This window comes from Rossellomorea aquimaris (genome assembly GCF_020172085.1).
Lineage (GTDB): Bacteria > Bacillota > Bacilli > Bacillales > Bacillaceae_B > Rossellomorea > Rossellomorea aquimaris_E.
In genome coordinates, this window is record NZ_JAIVAT010000003.1 from 1,202,930 (window position 1) to 1,220,085 (window position 17,156).

Sequence of the window (17,156 nt, forward strand, 5' to 3'; positions counted from 1 at the left end):
AGCAACATATCTTGCCCTCCCCTATCATACTATACAGTAGACCCCGGTCTAACTTGTATCATCATCAGCGATAAGAGGGAGGGTTTTGAATGAATGTCTGGTTTGTTTTATTGAACATTTTGGTGTTTCTTGTTCTCATTGGTGTATTATTTCATATGCAAAGAAAAAATGTTTCGTTTTCAAAACGGGTGTTTGCCGCGCTCGGACTGGGGATTGTTTTCGGACTCGGTTTACAGTGGGTGTATGAGGCAGGCGATGAAAATGTAACCCAATCGATTGAATGGTTCAATATTGTTGGAACAGGTTATATAAAGCTTCTTCAAATGATTGTCATGCCGCTCGTGTTCGTGTCAATCGTATCAGCTTTCACAAAGCTGAAACAATCTTCTAATCTAGGAAAGATATCTGTATTGATTATCGGGTTGCTTGTAGGCACGACGGCTGTTGCTGCTGCAGTCGGAATTGCAACAACCGCAGCATTCGATTTGGAAGCCATCCAAATCGATCAAGGAAATGCCGAAGCGGCAAGGGGTGTTCAACTAGAGGAAAGGGCTGCGGCGTTAGAAGGTCAAAGCTACCCTCAAAAAATCCTGGAGCTCCTGCCTCAGAATCCTTTCCTTGATTTGACCGGAGAAAGAGCCACATCGACCATTGCTGTCGTGATATTTGCAGGATTTATCGGTATCGCCTATTTAGGGGTCAGACGGAAGGAACCTGATACGGCTGAATCTTTCAAAAAAATCGTGGATTCAATCTATGCGGTCGTGATGAGAATTGTGACCCTTGTATTAAGGCTGACGCCATTCGGAGTGCTTGCCATTATGGCAAAAACGGTGGCACTGAGTGATTTCGATGCCATTATGAAGCTGGGTGAATTTGTAGGAGCATCCTATATCGCATTGATCGTCATGTTCTTGATCCACTTAATCTTGCTGACACTTACTGGACTGAATCCGGTCACGTACGTGAAAAAAGTGCTTCCTGTATTGGCTTTTGCCTTTACCTCCAGGTCCAGTGCAGGGACACTACCCCTTAACATACAAACTCAGAAGAATAAACTGGGTGTGTCAGAAGGGATCGCCAACTTCTCGGGATCTTTCGGTTTATCCATCGGGCAAAATGGGTGTGCCGGTGTATACCCGGCAATGCTTGCCGTCATGATCGCGCCAACGGTTGGAATCAATCCTTTTACCCCTTCATTTATTTTCACACTTATTGCTGTCGTGGCCATCAGTTCCTTCGGTGTCGCCGGAGTTGGTGGCGGTGCAACCTTTGCCGCTATCCTCGTTCTATCTGCCATGGATCTGCCGGTAGCGTTAGCGGGCCTTTTGATTTCGATAGAGCCTTTAATCGACATGGGGCGGACAGCCGTTAATGTGAGTGGTGCGATGACATCGGGTATCATAACGAGTAAGGTAACGGGAGAACTGGATACTGAAACCTATAATAAAGAAATGATTGAAGCGGAAGCTTAAAAATAGGGCTGGCTCATACTAGTATGAGCCAGTTTTTTGATAGGGAATGGAAAATCACATCTTTTTTAAGTGATTATGATTGAAAATTCAGACTATATTATTTACTATAGAATTAACATACCGACCGGTTAGTATCTTTGGTGTGGATTGAATGTATGGAATAAGGAGGCAGAAATATGCATGTAAAGGACTTGTTTGATTTATCTGGTAAGGTGGCACTGGTGACAGGTGGAGGAAGGGGTCTTGGAAAGCAGATCGCCACAGGATTTGCTGAAGCAGGGGCCAATGTTGTAGTCTGTTCAAGAAATGTAGATGCATGTGATGAAGTCAAAAAGGATTTAGAGGGTATGGGTGTTCAAGCTCTTTCTTTTCAATGTGATGTCACGAATCCGGAAGATGTCGAGAGGGTTGTGGATGAAACCAAAAAAGCATTTGGCCGAATAGACATCCTGGTGAATAACAGCGGAGCTTCATGGGGGGCGCCTGCAGAAGAAATGCCTCTTGAGGCATGGCATAAAGTCATGAATGTAAATGTGAATGGGACCTTCATTATGTCACAGGCCGTAGGAAAGTTGATGTTAGAGCAGCAGGTAGGGAAAATCATCAACATCGCGTCTGTAGCTGGGCTGCAAGGTACGGACCCAAGGTATATGGATGCCATCGGATATAGTACAAGTAAAGCAGCGGTCATCAACTTCACGAAGGATCTTGCCGTGAAATGGGGATCTCGTGGCATCCATGTTAATGCGATTGCACCAGGCTTCTTTCCGACAAAAATGTCAAAGGGAATCCTCTCCCATGCCGGGGAAGCCATTTTAGAAGGTACGCCATTAAATCGATTCGGCAGCGAAGATGATTTAAAAGGAGCGGCTCTATTCCTGGCTGCCCGTGCATCTGATTTTGTTACGGGTTCGGTCCTTGTGGTGGATGGCGGCTCATCAGCCATGTAACAAGTAAGATTTATTCAATAAGGAAGGATGGATGTCATGGATTTCTCCTACTCTTCAAAAGTACAAGAATATCAAAATAAACTATCCCGTTTTATGGAAGATTACGTATACCCGAATGAATCACTATATGATGAACAGCTTAATAAGCAAGAAACACGCTGGAATGCCGTCCCGCCCATCATGGAGGAGTTAAAATCCGAAGCAAGGAAACAAGGGTTGTGGAATTTATTCCTTCCACAGAGTGACCTTGGCGCTGGACTGAACAATGTAGAGTACGCACCACTCTGTGAAATCATGGGGAGGTCCCTGATTGGACCGGAAGTGTTTAATTGCAGTGCCCCCGACACAGGGAATATGGAAGTGTTAGAGAGGTATGGGTCTTCTGCTCAAAAGGAGCGATACCTTTTGCCGCTCCTGAACGGTGAAATTCGCTCATGCTTTTCCATGACCGAGCCTGATGTCGCTTCATCTGATGCAACAAACATTAAGTCAAGTATCGTACGGGATGGAGATGAATACATCATAAATGCCAGGAAATGGTGGTCTTCCGGTGCTGGAGATCCCCGATGCCAGTTTTCAATTTTGATGGGAAAAACAGACCCTGATGCAAATCGTCATGAACAACAATCCATGATTATCGTACCTCTGGACGCGAAGGGTGTGAAAATCGAACGGATGCTACCTGTTTTCGGTTATGATCATGCTCCTCATGGTCATGGGGAAATCACCTTTACTGATGTGCGGGTGCCCCTTGAGAATATCATTTGGGCAGAAGGGAAAGGTTTTGCCATTGCCCAAGGTCGATTAGGTCCAGGCAGGATCCATCATTGCATGCGTCTAATCGGTGCAGCGGAAAGAGCGCTTGAAGATTTATGTAAGCGTGTTCAAGATAGAGAAGCGTTTGGTAAGACGCTCTCAAGTCAGGGGGTAGTCAGGGAATGGATCGCGGATTCACGGATTGAAATCGAACAGGCACGACTGCTGACCATGAAAGCCGCTTACATGATGGATACCGTTGGGAATAAACTAGCTAAACAGGAAATAGCAATGATAAAGGTTGTGGCTCCTTCGATGGCTTTACGGGTGATAGATCGCGCCATTCAGGCATTTGGGGCTGCAGGGGTATCAGGAGATCATTCCATGGCTGCACAATGGGCGAATGCCCGTACATTACGTCTTGCCGACGGGCCCGATGAAGTACACCGTGCACAACTCGCAAAATTAGAACTGAAAAAATATCAAAAAGCCTCTCTGGTAGAGAGCTAAGAAGTGAGAGTGATTGAATATGAGGCTATCGGGAAGGGTTTCGATCATAACAGGAGGAGGCGGTGGAATTGGACGGGCGACAGCTCTAAGGTTTTCTGAGGAAGGGGCATCTGTGGTCGTGGCAGATTTGGATGAATCGAGTGGGGAAGAAACAGTAAGACTCATCAAGGAAAAAAATGGGCGTGCACTGTATGTAAGGACAAATGTAAGAGAAAGTGGAAGCATTCAAAAGCTCGTACATAATACGGTCGAGCAGTTTGGAAGTCTGGATATTCTCGTTAACAATGCCGGAATCGGACAGTCGGAAGTCAGAGGTGTCGATTTAGAAGAATCAGAATGGGATGATGTCCTTGATACCAACTTAAAAAGCATATTCCTGGGGATGAAATATGCTGTACCGGAATTGGTGAAAAAGGGTGGGGTCATCGTGAACGTTTCCAGTCTTCTCGGATTGAAGGGAAGAAAATACGTATCAGCCTATAATGCGGCAAAAGGCGGTGTGGTGTTGTTGACACAAAATGCCGCACTGGAGTACGGAAAAGATCGTATCCGGGTGAATGCTGTAGCTCCTGGTGTCATCGATACGAACATCATTGAGGGGTGGAAGAGGGATGAAAGGAAATGGTCAGTCATTTCTCAATCCAATGCCCTCAGGAGGATTGGAAACCCGGATGAAGTGGCATCTGCGATTTTGTTTCTGGCTTCGGATGAAGCATCATTTATCACGGGAGCCACATTATCAGTAGATGGTGGTGGATTAATCTATTAGACAAGACAGAGGTGTATGAATAATTTGAAACGAAAGGAATGAATGATACTGTGACAACTAAATCCTGGCACGCTCATTACCCTGAATCGTTCGAAACTGATATCCCGGCAATTGATTTCTCAATACCTGATATGCTCCAACAAACTGCTTCCAAGTACCCTGCGCATCCTTGTATAAGCTTCTATCAAAAGCGCATGACGTATGGTGAACTTCAAGGTGCCGTTACATTGTTTTCTTCTTCCCTCCAGCAAATAGGGACAAAGAAAGGAGACCGGGTTGCCATCATGCTCCCTAACTGTCCACAATATGTCATTTCATATTATGGAATCCTTACCGTAGGTGGTATTGTCACACAGGTGAATCCGATGTCCGTTGAAAGGGAACTCATTCACTTACTAAATGACTCAGGGGCTGAGACAATCGTTGTATTAGACCGCTATTATCGAATCATAAAGTCCATTCAAAAAGAAACAAAGGTGAAAACGATCATCGTAGTCAGCTTCCAAAGTGAAACACCAGATAAGGACTACACGTTTGATGAATTCTTTAAGGATGGAGACGAAGGGCTTGCTCCTATATCCATACAGCCAGAAGATGTGGCTGTTCTTCAATATACGGGTGGAACGACCGGCGTGTCAAAGGGAGTGATGCTTACGCATAGCAACATTCTTTCAAATGTCATACAGAGTCAAAACTTTTTTAAAGATAGTATTAAAACAGGGGAAGAGAGAAGTCTGAGTGTGATTCCCTTCTTTCATGTATTTGGTATGAATTCATGCATGAATTTTTCCATCTATTCTGCGAATGAAATGATCCTGCTGCCGCGTTTCGAGGTCTCAGAAGTGTTAGAAACGATTAAGAAGGAGAAACCTACGCTATTTCCGGGTGTGCCGACCATGTATGTGGCGATTACCAACCACCCCTATGCAGAAGAATATGGAATTGATTCGATCAAGTTATGCAATAGCGGCAGTGCTCCCATGCCTGTGGAGCTATTAAACCAATTCGAGAAGAAAACAGGAGCAAAAATATTGGAAGGGTATGGTTTGTCCGAAGCGTCTCCGACGACCCATTGTAATCCCGCATTTGCAGAAAGAAAGCCTGGAACCGTCGGAATCGGCCTCCCATCTACAGATTATAAGGTAGTTGATTTGGCTACTGGTACGAAGGAAGTTCCTCCTGGTGATATAGGAGAACTAATCATAAAAGGCCCCCAAGTCATGAAGGGCTACTGGAACTTACCCGAAGAAACCTCCAATGCCCTTCGTGATGGATGGCTTTACACAGGAGACATTGCCCGGATGGATGAAGAAGGGTATGTATCGATAGTAGATCGCAAAAAAGACATGATCATTGCTTCAGGATATAACGTGTATCCCCGGGAAGTGGAAGAAGTCATCTATGAACATCCGTGCGTACAGGAAGCTGTCGTGATTGGGGTCCCGGATTCCTATCGGGGAGAAACCGTGAAAGCCGTGATCGTGTTAAAGTCGGGGGAAAAGGTGTCACAACAAGAATTGATCAGGTTTTGCCATGAGAATATGTCTTCATTCAAAGTACCAAGGATCATCGAATTTCGGAATGAACTTCCAAAGACGAGTGTAGGGAAGATCTTAAGAAGGGCCCTCCGGGAAAGTGTGATATAATTCAGTTGATATTTGCAGATTGAGGGGACTTCATATGAAAGAAAAAATGACAGAACAAGCAGTGCGGTTATTTGATGAAAAAGGCTTTACCGTCACTTCCATTCAGGACATAGTCGAATCGATCGGAGTGACAAAAGGTACATTTTATTATTATTTCTCCAGTAAAGAAGAGCTTTTAAAGGAAATTCACCTTAGATATATAGATGGCTTATTGTCCAAGCAGGAAAGAATACTGGAAGATGACAGCAAACGATTCCGTGAGAAACTTTTTGATATCATTCATCTTTCCATTGTGGACATCAAAGAGCAGGGAGCCAGTGCCAAAGTGTTTTTTAGGGAGATGAGACATCTTAGTAATGAGAGCCTGGACCAAATCGAACCAAAACGTGATATGTACCGCTACAACATTGAAAAGCTCTTGAAAGAAGGAAGAAAGTCCGGAGATTTCCGAAACGACTTTGACGTTTCCGTTGTCGCTTTCGGTATACTCGGCATGATGAACTGGAGCTATCAATGGTATAAGCCGGGTGGGGAGAAAACGGATAAAGAAATAGCAGGTACGTTTGTCGATATGGTCTTAAAAGGAATTGAATCAGAATAAAGGGGGGAGCGGTTCAATCAATTCCTCTGCCTCTAACATACCGACTGGTTAGTATTTTTAAAGGAAGAAGGCGGATAAATGGAAACCATCAAGGTAAAAAGTAGATTTTGCGAGACAGATGCGCTAGGGCACATTAACAATACTACCTATTTTGTCTACTTAGAAGAAGCACGAATTCATTTCTTTCAAACAATCGGATTCGACATGGATGTAAAGGATTGGCGGTTTATTTTAGCTTCCACCAAATGTGATTTCGTATCTCAGGGTTATTTCAATCAAGAACTGGAGATTACCACCTATATCTCCAGGATCGGATCAAAAAGCTTTCAGTTAGAGCATGATATTTTGTGTGCGGATTCTCATCAATTGATTGCAAGAGGAAACGCGGTAATTGTTTACTTTGATTTCAAGGAACAGCAAAGTAAAGCAATCCCTGATTTATTAAAAACTCAGTTGAACACTCATTTTCGCTCTGAGAAAACTGAATATTCTTGAATTTAGGAGGGGCTAAGATGACTGAACAGGTAGAATATGAAACCGTTTCAGTTCGAAAAGGAGAAGAATTAAATGAGAGCCGATTAAAGGACTTCCTGCTTGAGCACTTTCCCTTTTTGCAACCAGAAGAATTGAGTATTAAGCAGTTTTCTGCAGGACACTCAAATCTTACGTATCTACTCTCGATGGGGAAATGGGAAGGGGTTTTGAGACGTCCCCCTTTAGGGCCGGTCGCACCGAAGGCACATGATATGAAAAGGGAATTCAGAATCCTTTCAGAAGTTCAACCTTTATTCGAGGCTACACCTATACCATATGTATTCTCTGATAATGAAGAGATTGTCGGAAGCCCATTCTTTATCATGGAACGGAAAAGGGGTGAAGTATTTGATACATCCTTCCCCCCTCATCTTGACGTGACACCTGAAATGTGCGGGAGAATCTCGAAAGAAATGGTTTCAAAATTGGTCGAGCTTCATTCCATTGATCATACAAAAACAACACTTCATGAAATCAGTAGACCCGAACATTTTATGGAGAGACAGGTTTACGGGTGGATCAATCGTTATGAACGGGCCAAAACAAGTGAGATTCGTGAAGTGAATCATCTGACACAGTGGTTAATCAAAAACGTTCCAGAAAATGCTGAATCGACAATCATTCATTATGACTTTAAATTAAACAATGCCATGTTTTCCAATGACCTGACTTCCATGGTGGGGTTATTTGATTGGGAGATGGCAACCGTCGGAGACCCCCTTGCAGATTTGGGCGTCGCCATGGGGTATTGGATCCAGCAAGATGATCCTGAATTGTTAAAATTCGGATTAGGTAAGCCTCCAGTGACAACGATGGACGGTTTTTATAGCAGAAGACAATTTATCGAAGAATATGCCAGAAAAAGCGGAAGGGACGTAAACCATATTCATTTCTATTTGTCTTTTGCCTACTTTAAACTCGCAGTTATTGTACAGCAAATCTATTACCGCTTTAAGATGGGGCAGACAAAAGATGCCCGTTTTTCTCGATTCGATCGGTTTGCCGAGTCTTTGATTACACTGGGTAATCAGGCTGCATTTAATTCCAAGGAATAAAAAAGGGGATGATTACGATGCAATCACTATTAGTTGAAAAGAATGATCGGGTGTTGAATCTAATCTTAAACAGACCAGACAGCTTAAACTCATTTGATGAGAGCATGCTAACTGGAATGATTGAAGCGTTAGAAGAGGCTGAACAAAAACAGGAGATCAGGGCGATCGTGATCAGCGGAGCCGGGAGGTCATTTTCTGCCGGAGGAGACGTGAAAACGATGGGTAGTGCTTCATCAGCCCAAGTCTATGAACATATCGGAATACTAAATTCTTGTATAAAAGCCATTAAGAAGATAGAAAAGCCGGTCATTGCCGCCGTCCATGGTTTCGCCACAGGAGCTGGATTTAATTTAGCTCTTGCATGCGATTTAATCATTGCATCTGAGAGTAGTCAATTTGCACTGAGTTTTTCTAAAGTAGGGCTCATTTCTGATGGAGGGGGCTCGTATTTTCTTCCACGGTTGATCGGTCCTCATCTTGCAAAGGAGTTCTTCTTTACAGGAGAACCTGTATCTGCACGGAGGATGTATGAATTAGGGGTGATCAATAGACTGGTACCGGCTGATCGATTAGAGGAAGAGACAAAGGAGTTGGCTACTAAACTAGCTACGGGGCCAAGCAAAGCCTACGGAATGATGAAAAAAATGATTGATCGTTCATACACTGCCACACTTGATGAAATATTGGAACAGGAAAGAATCACTCAAACGCTGATGATATCAACGGAAGATCATGTAGAAGGAGTTTCAGCGTTTAAAGAAAAAAGAACCCCATCCTTTTCGGGGAATTAGGAGGAGTACAGATGAAAGCGATCCAATTTAAGGAGTTCGGTGGTCCCGATGTTTTGAAGAATGTGGATATTGACATGCCTTCACCTGGGGGGAGAGAAGTATTGATCCAGGTGCATGCCTCTGCTGTCAATTATGCGGATACTGCCCGGCGCGAAGGACAATATGTGGTAAAGACCCCCCTTCCATACATTCCCGGAGCGGAAGTATCCGGTATTGTAACCGAAGTCGGAGAAGGTGTGACCAGGGTCAAAAAAGGAGACCGGGTTGTAGCGATGATGGATTCAGGAGGGTATGCAGAATATGCCCTGACAGATGAACGATCGATCATCCCCCTTCCATATGGCTTGGATTTCAAAGAAGCGGCCGCGATTCCTGTACAGGGGTTGAGTGCGTATCATATATTGAAAACACTTGGGAGATTACAGCACGGTGAGACCGTCCTCATTCATGCAGCTGCAGGTGGCGTTGGGCTCTTTGCCGTTCAACTCGCCAAACGATTCGGTGCCGGTAAAGTGATCGCCACTGCCAGCACAGAAGAAAAGCTTCTCCTTGCAGAAGAAATGGGGGCAGATGTATTAGTCAACTATACAGAGGATGATTGGGAGAAAAAAGTCTTGGATGCTACAAGCGGAAAAGGTGTGGATCTCGCATTAGAGATGGCAGGTGGTGATGTCTTTTATAAAACATTAAAGTGCCTCGCCTATTTCGGGAGAATGATCATTTACGGTGTAGCAAGCGGCGAGCAAAGTAGGTTCTATCCATCTTCATTAATGGCCAAGAGTCAGTCGGTTACCGGTTTCTTTCTTCCTCCTTTGATGAGAGATTCCGAACTGACCCAGAAAACCCTTCACGAGATCTTTCATTATGTGGCGAATGGTGATGTAAAGGTCACAGTCGGTCACGTGTTTCCGCTTGAAGAAGCAGCTAAGGTTCATTCCCTCATGCAGGGAAGACAAACCGTTGGAAAAGTGATTCTGAAGCCATAAATTTTAAAAAGGGGGAAGAAAGATGAACTTACGCCTATCAGATGAACAAAGGATGATTCAAAAGACCATTCGTCGATTTGTAGAGAAAGAATTGATTCCTTTAGAAAATGAAGTGCTTCGAAATGAAAGGGAAGGCAAGCCCAGTCTCTCTCTAGAAAAAAGGAAAGAGCTGCAAATGAAGGCAAGGGACGCTGGATTCTGGGGAATCAACACTCCGGAAGAATACGGAGGGGCAGATCTCGGTCAAATGATGATGGCCATCGTCTATATGGAAATCTCCAAGACCTTTGTTCCATTCTCCTTTGGCGGTTATGCGGATAACATACTTTATTACGCCAACGAAGAACAGAAGAAAAACTACTTGATTCCAACCATTAATGGAGACAAGAAATCATGTTTTGCCATGACGGAACCTGGAGCGGGATCTGATACCCGTAATATCCGTACCACAGCAGTGAAAGACGGAAACGAATGGATATTAAATGGAGAGAAAACGTTCATTACCGGTGGAAACGAAGCAGATTTTGTCATGGTCATGGCCGTCACGGATAAAGAAAAACACCAGCTTACCGGGAGAGACGGGGTCACCTGCTTCATTGCCGATAGAAGTATGGGCTGGAAGTCCGAATATATCCATACGATGGGTGAATGGGGACCGGCGAGCCTTATTTTTGAAGATGTAAGGGTTCCTGAGGAGAACATCCTTGGTGAAATCGATAGAGGCTACGACCTGGGCTTGGAGTGGATCGGTTTTGCCCGCTGGATCGTAGGTGCCCAGGCGGTTGGAGCAGCAGAACGCCTTCTTCAAATGGCCATCAACTATTCGAAAGAAAGGGAAACCTTTGGAAAACCTATCGCCGACCGGCAGGCCATCCAATGGCAGATTGCAGATTCTGCCGTGGAAATTGAAGCGGCCCGCTGGCTCGTGTTAAATGCAGCCTACACGCTGGATCAAGGAGAAGACAATCGTCATGTGGCGTCCATGGCAAAACTCTATGGATCCAATATGGGAAATCGAGTTGTCGACCGTGTCCTGCAAATTCACGGGGGGATGGGCTACACAAGAGAGCTTCCTATTGAACGCTGGTATCGTGAAGCCAGGTTATGGCGAATTTATGATGGGACCGATGAAATCCAAAAGCTGATCATCTCAAGGAATTTATTAAAGGGACATGTGAAACTGGGGCAATTTGTATAATTTGATAAGGAGGCAATAGGAATGGGAAAACGATTCGCAGGTAAGGTGGCATTGGTGACTGGTGGTAGCAGAGGGATCGGCAGGGCGATTGCGGGATTACTGGCTGAAGAAGGAGCAAAGGTGGCCATCATCGATGTGAATGAAGAGGCGTTGAATGAAGCAAGTGAGATATTTAAACCTTATGAACTGTATACAAAAGTTGCAAATGTCGTAGAATCACAGGAAGTTGAACATGCGGTCAAAGAAGTGTATGAATCCTTTGGTTCCCTTGACATCGTCGTCAACAATGCAGGAGTTATCAGGGATAATCTACTATTTAAAATGACCGAGCCTGATTGGCAGACCGTCATGGATGTGCACTTGAAAGGCTCATTCAATGTAGCGAAGGCGGCGCAAGTGTACATGGTGAAACAAAAGTATGGACGGATCATCAATATATCCTCCACCTCTGCACTCGGAAACCGTGGACAGGCAAACTATGCTACAGCAAAAGCGGGTCTTCAAGGACTTACGAAAACTCTTGCCATTGAGCTCGGACCGTTTGGCATCACGACCAATGCGGTAGCACCAGGATTCATTGAAACTGATATGACGAAAGAGACGGCGAAACGAATCGGAATCACATTCGAGCAACTGGTAGAAGCAAGTCTTCAAGAAATCCCGGTAGGAAGAAGCGGGCAGCCAGAAGATATAGCGAATGCAGTGGCCTTCTTTGCAGATGAAAAATCTTCATTCGTCAATGGTCAGGTTCTTTACGTTGCAGGGGGACCGAAAGCCTAAAGAAAGAGGTGCAGGATATGTTTGAATCATTTATCGGAAAACGTTCGACTCCCATTGAAAATCAGGTAGAAAGAGGAGCGGTTCGTAAATTTGCTGAGGCCATAGGGGACCCTCATCCTCTGTATGTGGATGACGCTACCGGGAAACGCTCCAGGTATGAAGGGAACATCGCTCCTCCCACTTTTCCAAGAGTGTTGGACTTTGGATCGGTCGAAGGCCTTCATTTACCAAACGTTGGTTTGATTCACGGTGAACAATCCTTTCATTATGTAAGGCCATTGAAGGTAGGGGAAAGCATCCAATGTTACACGGAAATTAAAGACTATTATGAACGGAAAGGGACAGACGGGGCTCTGGGTTTTCTGGTAATTGAAGACGTGGGTGTAGATTTGCACGGGGAGAGGATTTTCACTTCCCAAGCGATTGTCATTATTACAGAAGCAGTCAGAAAGAGGTTGAGTAAATGACTACACTACAATCAATTCATATAGGGGATACACTGCCTCCGGTTGAATTGGCACCGGTATCGAGAATTGACCTGATCAAATACGCAGGGGCTTCCGGGGATTATAACCCAATCCATACCATTGATGAGGAAGCCCTGAAACTTGGCCTTCCAGGAATCATCGCTCATGGTATGTGGACGATGGGCAATGTGTCAAAACTATTCACTCCTCATTATGAAGAAGGGTTTATCAAGGATTACACTGTACGCTTTAAAGGGATGGTCATGTTGAATGATATGATTACTTTACGAGCTAAAATGGTGGATAAAAAGGATAACTCACTCCATTTTACTGTTACTGCAACCAATCAAGTCGAGAAAACCGTGATTGAGGGTAAAGTCGTCTTTGAGTTATTGACTAGTTGAAGAGAAAATGATGTTCAAAATATACGACATATTGCTTTCTAAAAATAATGTTGTAAATCGAACTGGGGTCGAATAAACATAAAAAGAATGGAAATCTCAAGAAAATGAGCCTAAAGACATAAATCCGATCGAAAAACTCGGGTTGACTTCTTGGTGGATTGTGATATTATTTAGAATATTAAAATTAATAACTCTTATCCAGAGTGGTGGAGGGATCTGGCCCTGCGAAACCCAGCAACCTACGTTATGTAAGGTGCTAATTCCAGCAAAATGTGAAGCCATTTTGGAAGATAAGGTATTCTTACCTGAACAACTTTCCAAAACGGAAAGTTGTTTTTTTATTCACTCTTCATATGGGTATGGTGGAAGATTGGGGGAATCAAATGACAAAAGAAAAGAGCCATCAGGCACAGTTTGACATGGTAGCAGAGAAGATCCAGTCTATGCTTGAAACCATGAGCTATGGTTCAATCACGATTGTCGTTCAAGATGGGAAGGTCATTCAATTAGAGAAAAATGAGAAAGTCCGAATCAAATAAGCTGACTAGACAAACTAGAGGCGCATAACAAAGATAAGGGACACCCTTTATCTTGTTATCGCCTCTTTTTATTTGGATAAGCATCAGGAAAAGGGGTGTATCATGTTAACCTATCAGACTTGGAAACAGCCAAACTTGGATTTCGAAGTGGATACGGTCTACAAAGGGGCGTTAAATGTCCTGGAATGGACGTACAGCCACTATGGTGAAAAAGTGGTATATGCATGTAGTTTCGGGATTGAAGGCATTGTGCTCATCGATCTAATCTCCAAGGTACAACCGAAGGCATCCATTGTATTCCTCGATACGGGCGTACATTTTAAGGAAACGTATGAAACGATAGAAAAAGTGAAAGAGGCTTATCCGGATCTACACATTCAAATGCAAAAACCTGAGTTGACAATGGATGAACAGGCCAAAGAATATGGAGATAAATTGTGGGAGAAAAACCCGAATAAGTGTTGCCAAATCCGAAAACTTGACCCTTTGAAGGATGCTCTGTCCAAGGGGAATGCCTGGATATCGGGATTAAGAAGGGAACAATCCCCCACAAGGAGACATGTTGAATTCATCAATAAGGATGATAAATTTCAATCGATTAAAATTTGCCCTTTAATTCACTGGACGTGGAAGGAGATTTGGCGATATGTCCATAAACATGATCTGACTTATAACACCCTTCACGATCAAGGGTATCCGAGTATAGGGTGCTTCCATTGCACAACTCCAGCCTATGATATAAATGATCTCCGCTCCGGAAGATGGAAAGGAAAAGGAAAAACAGAATGCGGCCTTCATTGAAATGGGTGACAATACTTGCTTGAAATCACAGCGCTTATCATTAGTTTGTTCTTTGCTATGAACATTGGTGCCAGTGGAGCGGCTGCATCAATGGGAGTCGCATATGGTGCAGGAGCGATAAATAATATCAGGACCGCATTATGGATATGTGCCGCAGGTGTCCTTAGCGGAGCGGTACTGGGTGGAGGAGAGGTTGTCAAGACAATCAGTTCAGGAATCATTCCTCAGAATCTGCTGTCGATCAAAATCGTCCTCATCATTTTGTTATCTGCGACGATTTCTCTATTTCTGGCAAATGTCATCGGAATTCCGTTATCGACGAGTGAAGTGACAGTGGGAGCAGTTGTGGGTGTTGGAGTAGCTTATCAGGTTCTTTATGTAAAATCACTGATTACAATCATGTCATTTTGGGTGATTGTCCCGGTTGTCGCGTTCGTTGTCACATGGCTTTTCGGCTTATGTTTAGTGGGACTTGAAAAACGGGGGTACCATTTAGAAAAAAGATGGCTTGCGTACCTGTTAATCATCTCAGGATTCTTTGAGGCTTTTTCTGCCGGAATGAACAATGTAGCAAACGCTGTTGGCCCTTTAGTGGGGGCCGGTTTGTTGTCCCCTTCACGAGGGATCTTAATTGGCGGATTATTCGTTGCACTGGGGGCTGTATTATTGGGAAAGAAAGTGGTCGAAACAAACGGAAAAAAGATTACGCAATACTCGAAAGCGGAAGGAATCGTTATTTCCTCCACAGGAGCGATCCTCGTAATGGTGAGCTCACTGTATGGATTGCCGATTCCCCTCACACAGGTCACTTCGTCTTCCATCATTGGCTTAGGCGTGGCTAAAAGCGGAAAGCAGATGCTGCAAAAAAAGATTGTTAAAAAAATAGTGAAAATCTGGGTGGTCTCTCCCTTGATTTCACTCAGTATTTCATACTTCTTAGTGAAGCTGGTTATCGATAGTGATTTGTACTCGATTGTAGTACCGATAAGTGTCATCATTGCCACGGTAGGAGCTTTGTCCCTCATGAGGGTGATTAATGAGGAAAGACGGTCTGTCCACGAAGACGGCGGGGGAATTTAATATTAATTCCGATTAAAACAATAAGTTAAGGAGGATATTTTGAATGAGTTTACAACCGCACGGAGGAGTTTTGGTTCAATCTTATTTACCTAAAGAACCATATAAAGATATTCAACAAGAAATCCCACTGGATGAAATCGCATTAAGTGATTTGGAGCTCATTGCAATAGGTGCCTATAGTCCAATCGAAGGGTTTTTGACAGAACGGGATTATCAGACCGTAGTGGAATCATTGCGACTTGAGAGCGGATGTGTATGGAGCATTCCAATCACCCTGCCCATAGAGGAAAATCAAGCAGGTCTCGTGGAGAAAGGGCAGAAGAGCAGGCTTGTATATAAAGGGGAAACATACGGACTCATTGATGTAGAGGATATATATGAACCTGATAAACATAAAGAAGCCCTTCTAGTATACGGAACGACCGATGAGGATCATCCTGGTGTAAAAAAATTATTCCAGCGTGGTGATGTCTATGTTGGAGGCAGGATTACATTAGTGAAAAGACTGTCTAAATCTTTCACTGAGTATACATTTGATCCAGCTGAAACACGACAATGGTTCAATGAAAAAGGGTGGAAAACGATTGTTGGTTTCCAGACAAGAAACCCCGTACACAGGGCTCATGAGTATATCCAGAAAACCGCTTTGGAAACGGTGGATGCCCTATTCTTGAATCCGTTAGTGGGTGAAACCAAAGCAGATGATATTTCAGCGAAAATCCGCATGGAAAGCTATGAAGTGTTATTAAAAAACTATTATCCGAAAGACCGGGTATTTCTCGGAGTCTTTCCCGCTGCCATGAGATATGCAGGTCCAAGGGAAGCCATTTTTCACGCGTTAGTACGAAAAAACTACGGGTGTACTCATTTTATTGTGGGGAGAGATCATGCTGGTGTTGGTGATTATTACGGCACATATGATGCACAAAAAATCTTTGATCAGTTTACCGAAGATGAAATAGGGATTATCCCTCTTCGCTTCGAACATAGCTTCTATTGCAAGAAATGTGAAGGAATGGCGACGACGAAGACATGTCCTCACGGGAAAGAACATCACGTCATTCTTTCCGGAACGAAAGTGAGAGGCATGCTGCGTAGCGGAGAGGTTCCCCCATCCACTTTCAGTCGTACCGAAGTAATAGATGTATTAATCAAGGGGCTGAAACAAGAATCAAAATAACGTCCCAGAGGAGGAAGATAGATTGAGTGATAAACAAGAAAATATCGTATGGCATGAATCAACAATCACTAAACAGGAAAGACGAAAACAGAATGGTCACCAAAGTTTCATTCTCTGGTTCACGGGATTATCTGCTTCAGGGAAATCAACCGTAGCGAATGCATTGGCTTCTTCCCTCTTTGAACAGGGAAAGCAAGTGTATGTTTTGGATGGGGATAACGTCCGGCACGGATTGAATAAAGATTTAGGCTTCAAAGAAGAAGACCGTAAAGAAAACATCAGGCGGATTGGGGAAGTGTCTAAACTATTCGTTGATAGCGGCCAAATTGTCCTGACGGCATTCATTTCACCGTACAGGAAAGATCGGGATCTAGTAAGAAGCTTGGTTGGACCGGAAGAGTTTATAGAAGTGTACGTACACTGTTCCTTGGAGGAATGTGAAAAGCGGGACCCAAAAGGATTGTATAAAAAAGCGAGAAACCATGAAATCCCTTCTTTCACGGGAATCAGTGCACCTTATGAAGAGCCGAAAGATCCGGAAATGGTCCTGGATACAGAAAAGTATTCAATTAAACAATGTGTAGAAAGTCTATTGACAGAATTAAAGCAAAAACAATTGATATAAGGAGAGAAA

The 17,156-nt window shown here is 43.8% G+C and carries 19 protein-coding genes and 1 riboswitch; all 19 genes read left to right on the plus strand.

Annotated features, from left to right (window positions below; genetic code table 11):
• Positions 1 to 89: 89 nt before the first annotated feature.
• The 19 genes from LCL96_RS07020 (at position 90) to cysC (ending at position 17,147) form a co-directional block, all read left to right on the plus strand.
• Positions 90 to 1,475 (plus strand): L-cystine transporter, encoded by a 1,386-nt coding sequence (locus tag LCL96_RS07020; RefSeq protein WP_224940699.1) that lies wholly within the window; start codon positions 90 to 92, stop codon positions 1,473 to 1,475.
• A gap of 176 nt (positions 1,476 to 1,651) precedes the next feature.
• On the plus strand, positions 1,652 to 2,425 hold the full coding sequence (locus LCL96_RS07025; protein ID WP_224940700.1) for an SDR family oxidoreductase: 774 nt from the start codon (positions 1,652 to 1,654) through the stop codon (positions 2,423 to 2,425).
• 36 nt (positions 2,426 to 2,461) lie between these two features.
• The gene (locus tag LCL96_RS07030; RefSeq protein ID WP_224940701.1) at positions 2,462 to 3,691 is read left to right on the plus strand and encodes an acyl-CoA dehydrogenase family protein; all 1,230 of its coding nucleotides are present in this window, start codon (positions 2,462 to 2,464) and stop codon (positions 3,689 to 3,691) included.
• A gap of 19 nt (positions 3,692 to 3,710) precedes the next feature.
• The gene (locus tag LCL96_RS07035; RefSeq protein ID WP_224941324.1) at positions 3,711 to 4,460 is read left to right on the plus strand and encodes an SDR family NAD(P)-dependent oxidoreductase; all 750 of its coding nucleotides are present in this window, start codon (positions 3,711 to 3,713) and stop codon (positions 4,458 to 4,460) included.
• Between the two features lie 50 nt (positions 4,461 to 4,510).
• A complete protein-coding gene (locus tag LCL96_RS07040) occupies positions 4,511 to 6,106 on the plus strand; it encodes a long-chain-fatty-acid--CoA ligase (protein WP_224940702.1) in 1,596 nt (531 codons plus the stop codon).
• Positions 6,107 to 6,140: 34 nt separating this feature from the next.
• Positions 6,141 to 6,707: a TetR/AcrR family transcriptional regulator gene (locus LCL96_RS07045; RefSeq protein WP_224940703.1), complete on the plus strand. Its 567-nt coding sequence runs from the start codon at positions 6,141 to 6,143 to the stop codon at positions 6,705 to 6,707.
• A 78-nt stretch (positions 6,708 to 6,785) separates the two neighbouring features.
• On the plus strand, positions 6,786 to 7,202 hold the full coding sequence (locus LCL96_RS07050; protein WP_224940704.1) for an acyl-CoA thioesterase: 417 nt from the start codon (positions 6,786 to 6,788) through the stop codon (positions 7,200 to 7,202).
• A 17-nt stretch (positions 7,203 to 7,219) separates the two neighbouring features.
• Positions 7,220 to 8,296, plus strand: coding sequence for a phosphotransferase family protein (locus LCL96_RS07055; protein ID WP_224940705.1), 1,077 nt, complete (start codon positions 7,220 to 7,222; stop codon positions 8,294 to 8,296).
• An 11-nt stretch (positions 8,297 to 8,307) separates the two neighbouring features.
• Positions 8,308 to 9,087, plus strand: a complete 780-nt coding sequence (locus LCL96_RS07060) for an enoyl-CoA hydratase/isomerase family protein (protein ID WP_412103562.1) — start codon at positions 8,308 to 8,310, stop codon at positions 9,085 to 9,087.
• 11 nt (positions 9,088 to 9,098) lie between these two features.
• A complete protein-coding gene (locus tag LCL96_RS07065; protein WP_224940707.1) occupies positions 9,099 to 10,073 on the plus strand; it encodes a quinone oxidoreductase family protein in 975 nt (324 codons plus the stop codon).
• A 22-nt stretch (positions 10,074 to 10,095) separates the two neighbouring features.
• A complete protein-coding gene (locus tag LCL96_RS07070) occupies positions 10,096 to 11,271 on the plus strand; it encodes an acyl-CoA dehydrogenase family protein (RefSeq protein WP_224940708.1) in 1,176 nt (391 codons plus the stop codon).
• A gap of 21 nt (positions 11,272 to 11,292) precedes the next feature.
• Positions 11,293 to 12,051: a 3-oxoacyl-ACP reductase FabG gene (gene fabG / locus LCL96_RS07075; protein WP_224940709.1), complete on the plus strand. Its 759-nt coding sequence runs from the start codon at positions 11,293 to 11,295 to the stop codon at positions 12,049 to 12,051.
• A 17-nt stretch (positions 12,052 to 12,068) separates the two neighbouring features.
• Positions 12,069 to 12,518 carry a MaoC family dehydratase N-terminal domain-containing protein gene (locus tag LCL96_RS07080; RefSeq protein WP_224940710.1) on the plus strand — a complete coding sequence of 150 codons (450 nt, stop codon included), beginning with the start codon at positions 12,069 to 12,071 and terminating at the stop codon, positions 12,516 to 12,518.
• Positions 12,515 to 12,922 (plus strand): MaoC/PaaZ C-terminal domain-containing protein, encoded by a 408-nt coding sequence (locus LCL96_RS07085; RefSeq protein WP_224940711.1) that lies wholly within the window; start codon positions 12,515 to 12,517, stop codon positions 12,920 to 12,922. Before LCL96_RS07080 ends, LCL96_RS07085 begins: the two co-directional genes overlap by 4 nt.
• Before the next feature lie 191 nt (positions 12,923 to 13,113).
• A riboswitch (SAM riboswitch) is annotated at positions 13,114 to 13,219 on the plus strand.
• A gap of 122 nt (positions 13,220 to 13,341) precedes the next feature.
• Positions 13,342 to 13,461 (plus strand): YezD family protein, encoded by a 120-nt coding sequence (locus LCL96_RS07090; RefSeq protein WP_397550363.1) that lies wholly within the window; start codon positions 13,342 to 13,344, stop codon positions 13,459 to 13,461.
• 102 nt (positions 13,462 to 13,563) lie between these two features.
• A complete protein-coding gene (locus tag LCL96_RS07095) occupies positions 13,564 to 14,262 on the plus strand; it encodes a phosphoadenylyl-sulfate reductase (RefSeq protein ID WP_224940713.1) in 699 nt (232 codons plus the stop codon).
• Between the two features lie 57 nt (positions 14,263 to 14,319).
• Positions 14,320 to 15,342 (plus strand): inorganic phosphate transporter, encoded by a 1,023-nt coding sequence (locus tag LCL96_RS07100; protein WP_224941325.1) that lies wholly within the window; start codon positions 14,320 to 14,322, stop codon positions 15,340 to 15,342.
• A gap of 43 nt (positions 15,343 to 15,385) precedes the next feature.
• Positions 15,386 to 16,522, plus strand: coding sequence for a sulfate adenylyltransferase (gene sat, locus LCL96_RS07105; RefSeq protein WP_224940714.1), 1,137 nt, complete (start codon positions 15,386 to 15,388; stop codon positions 16,520 to 16,522).
• A 22-nt stretch (positions 16,523 to 16,544) separates the two neighbouring features.
• A complete protein-coding gene (cysC, locus tag LCL96_RS07110) occupies positions 16,545 to 17,147 on the plus strand; it encodes an adenylyl-sulfate kinase (RefSeq protein ID WP_224940715.1) in 603 nt (200 codons plus the stop codon).
• Positions 17,148 to 17,156: the final 9 nt, after the last annotated feature.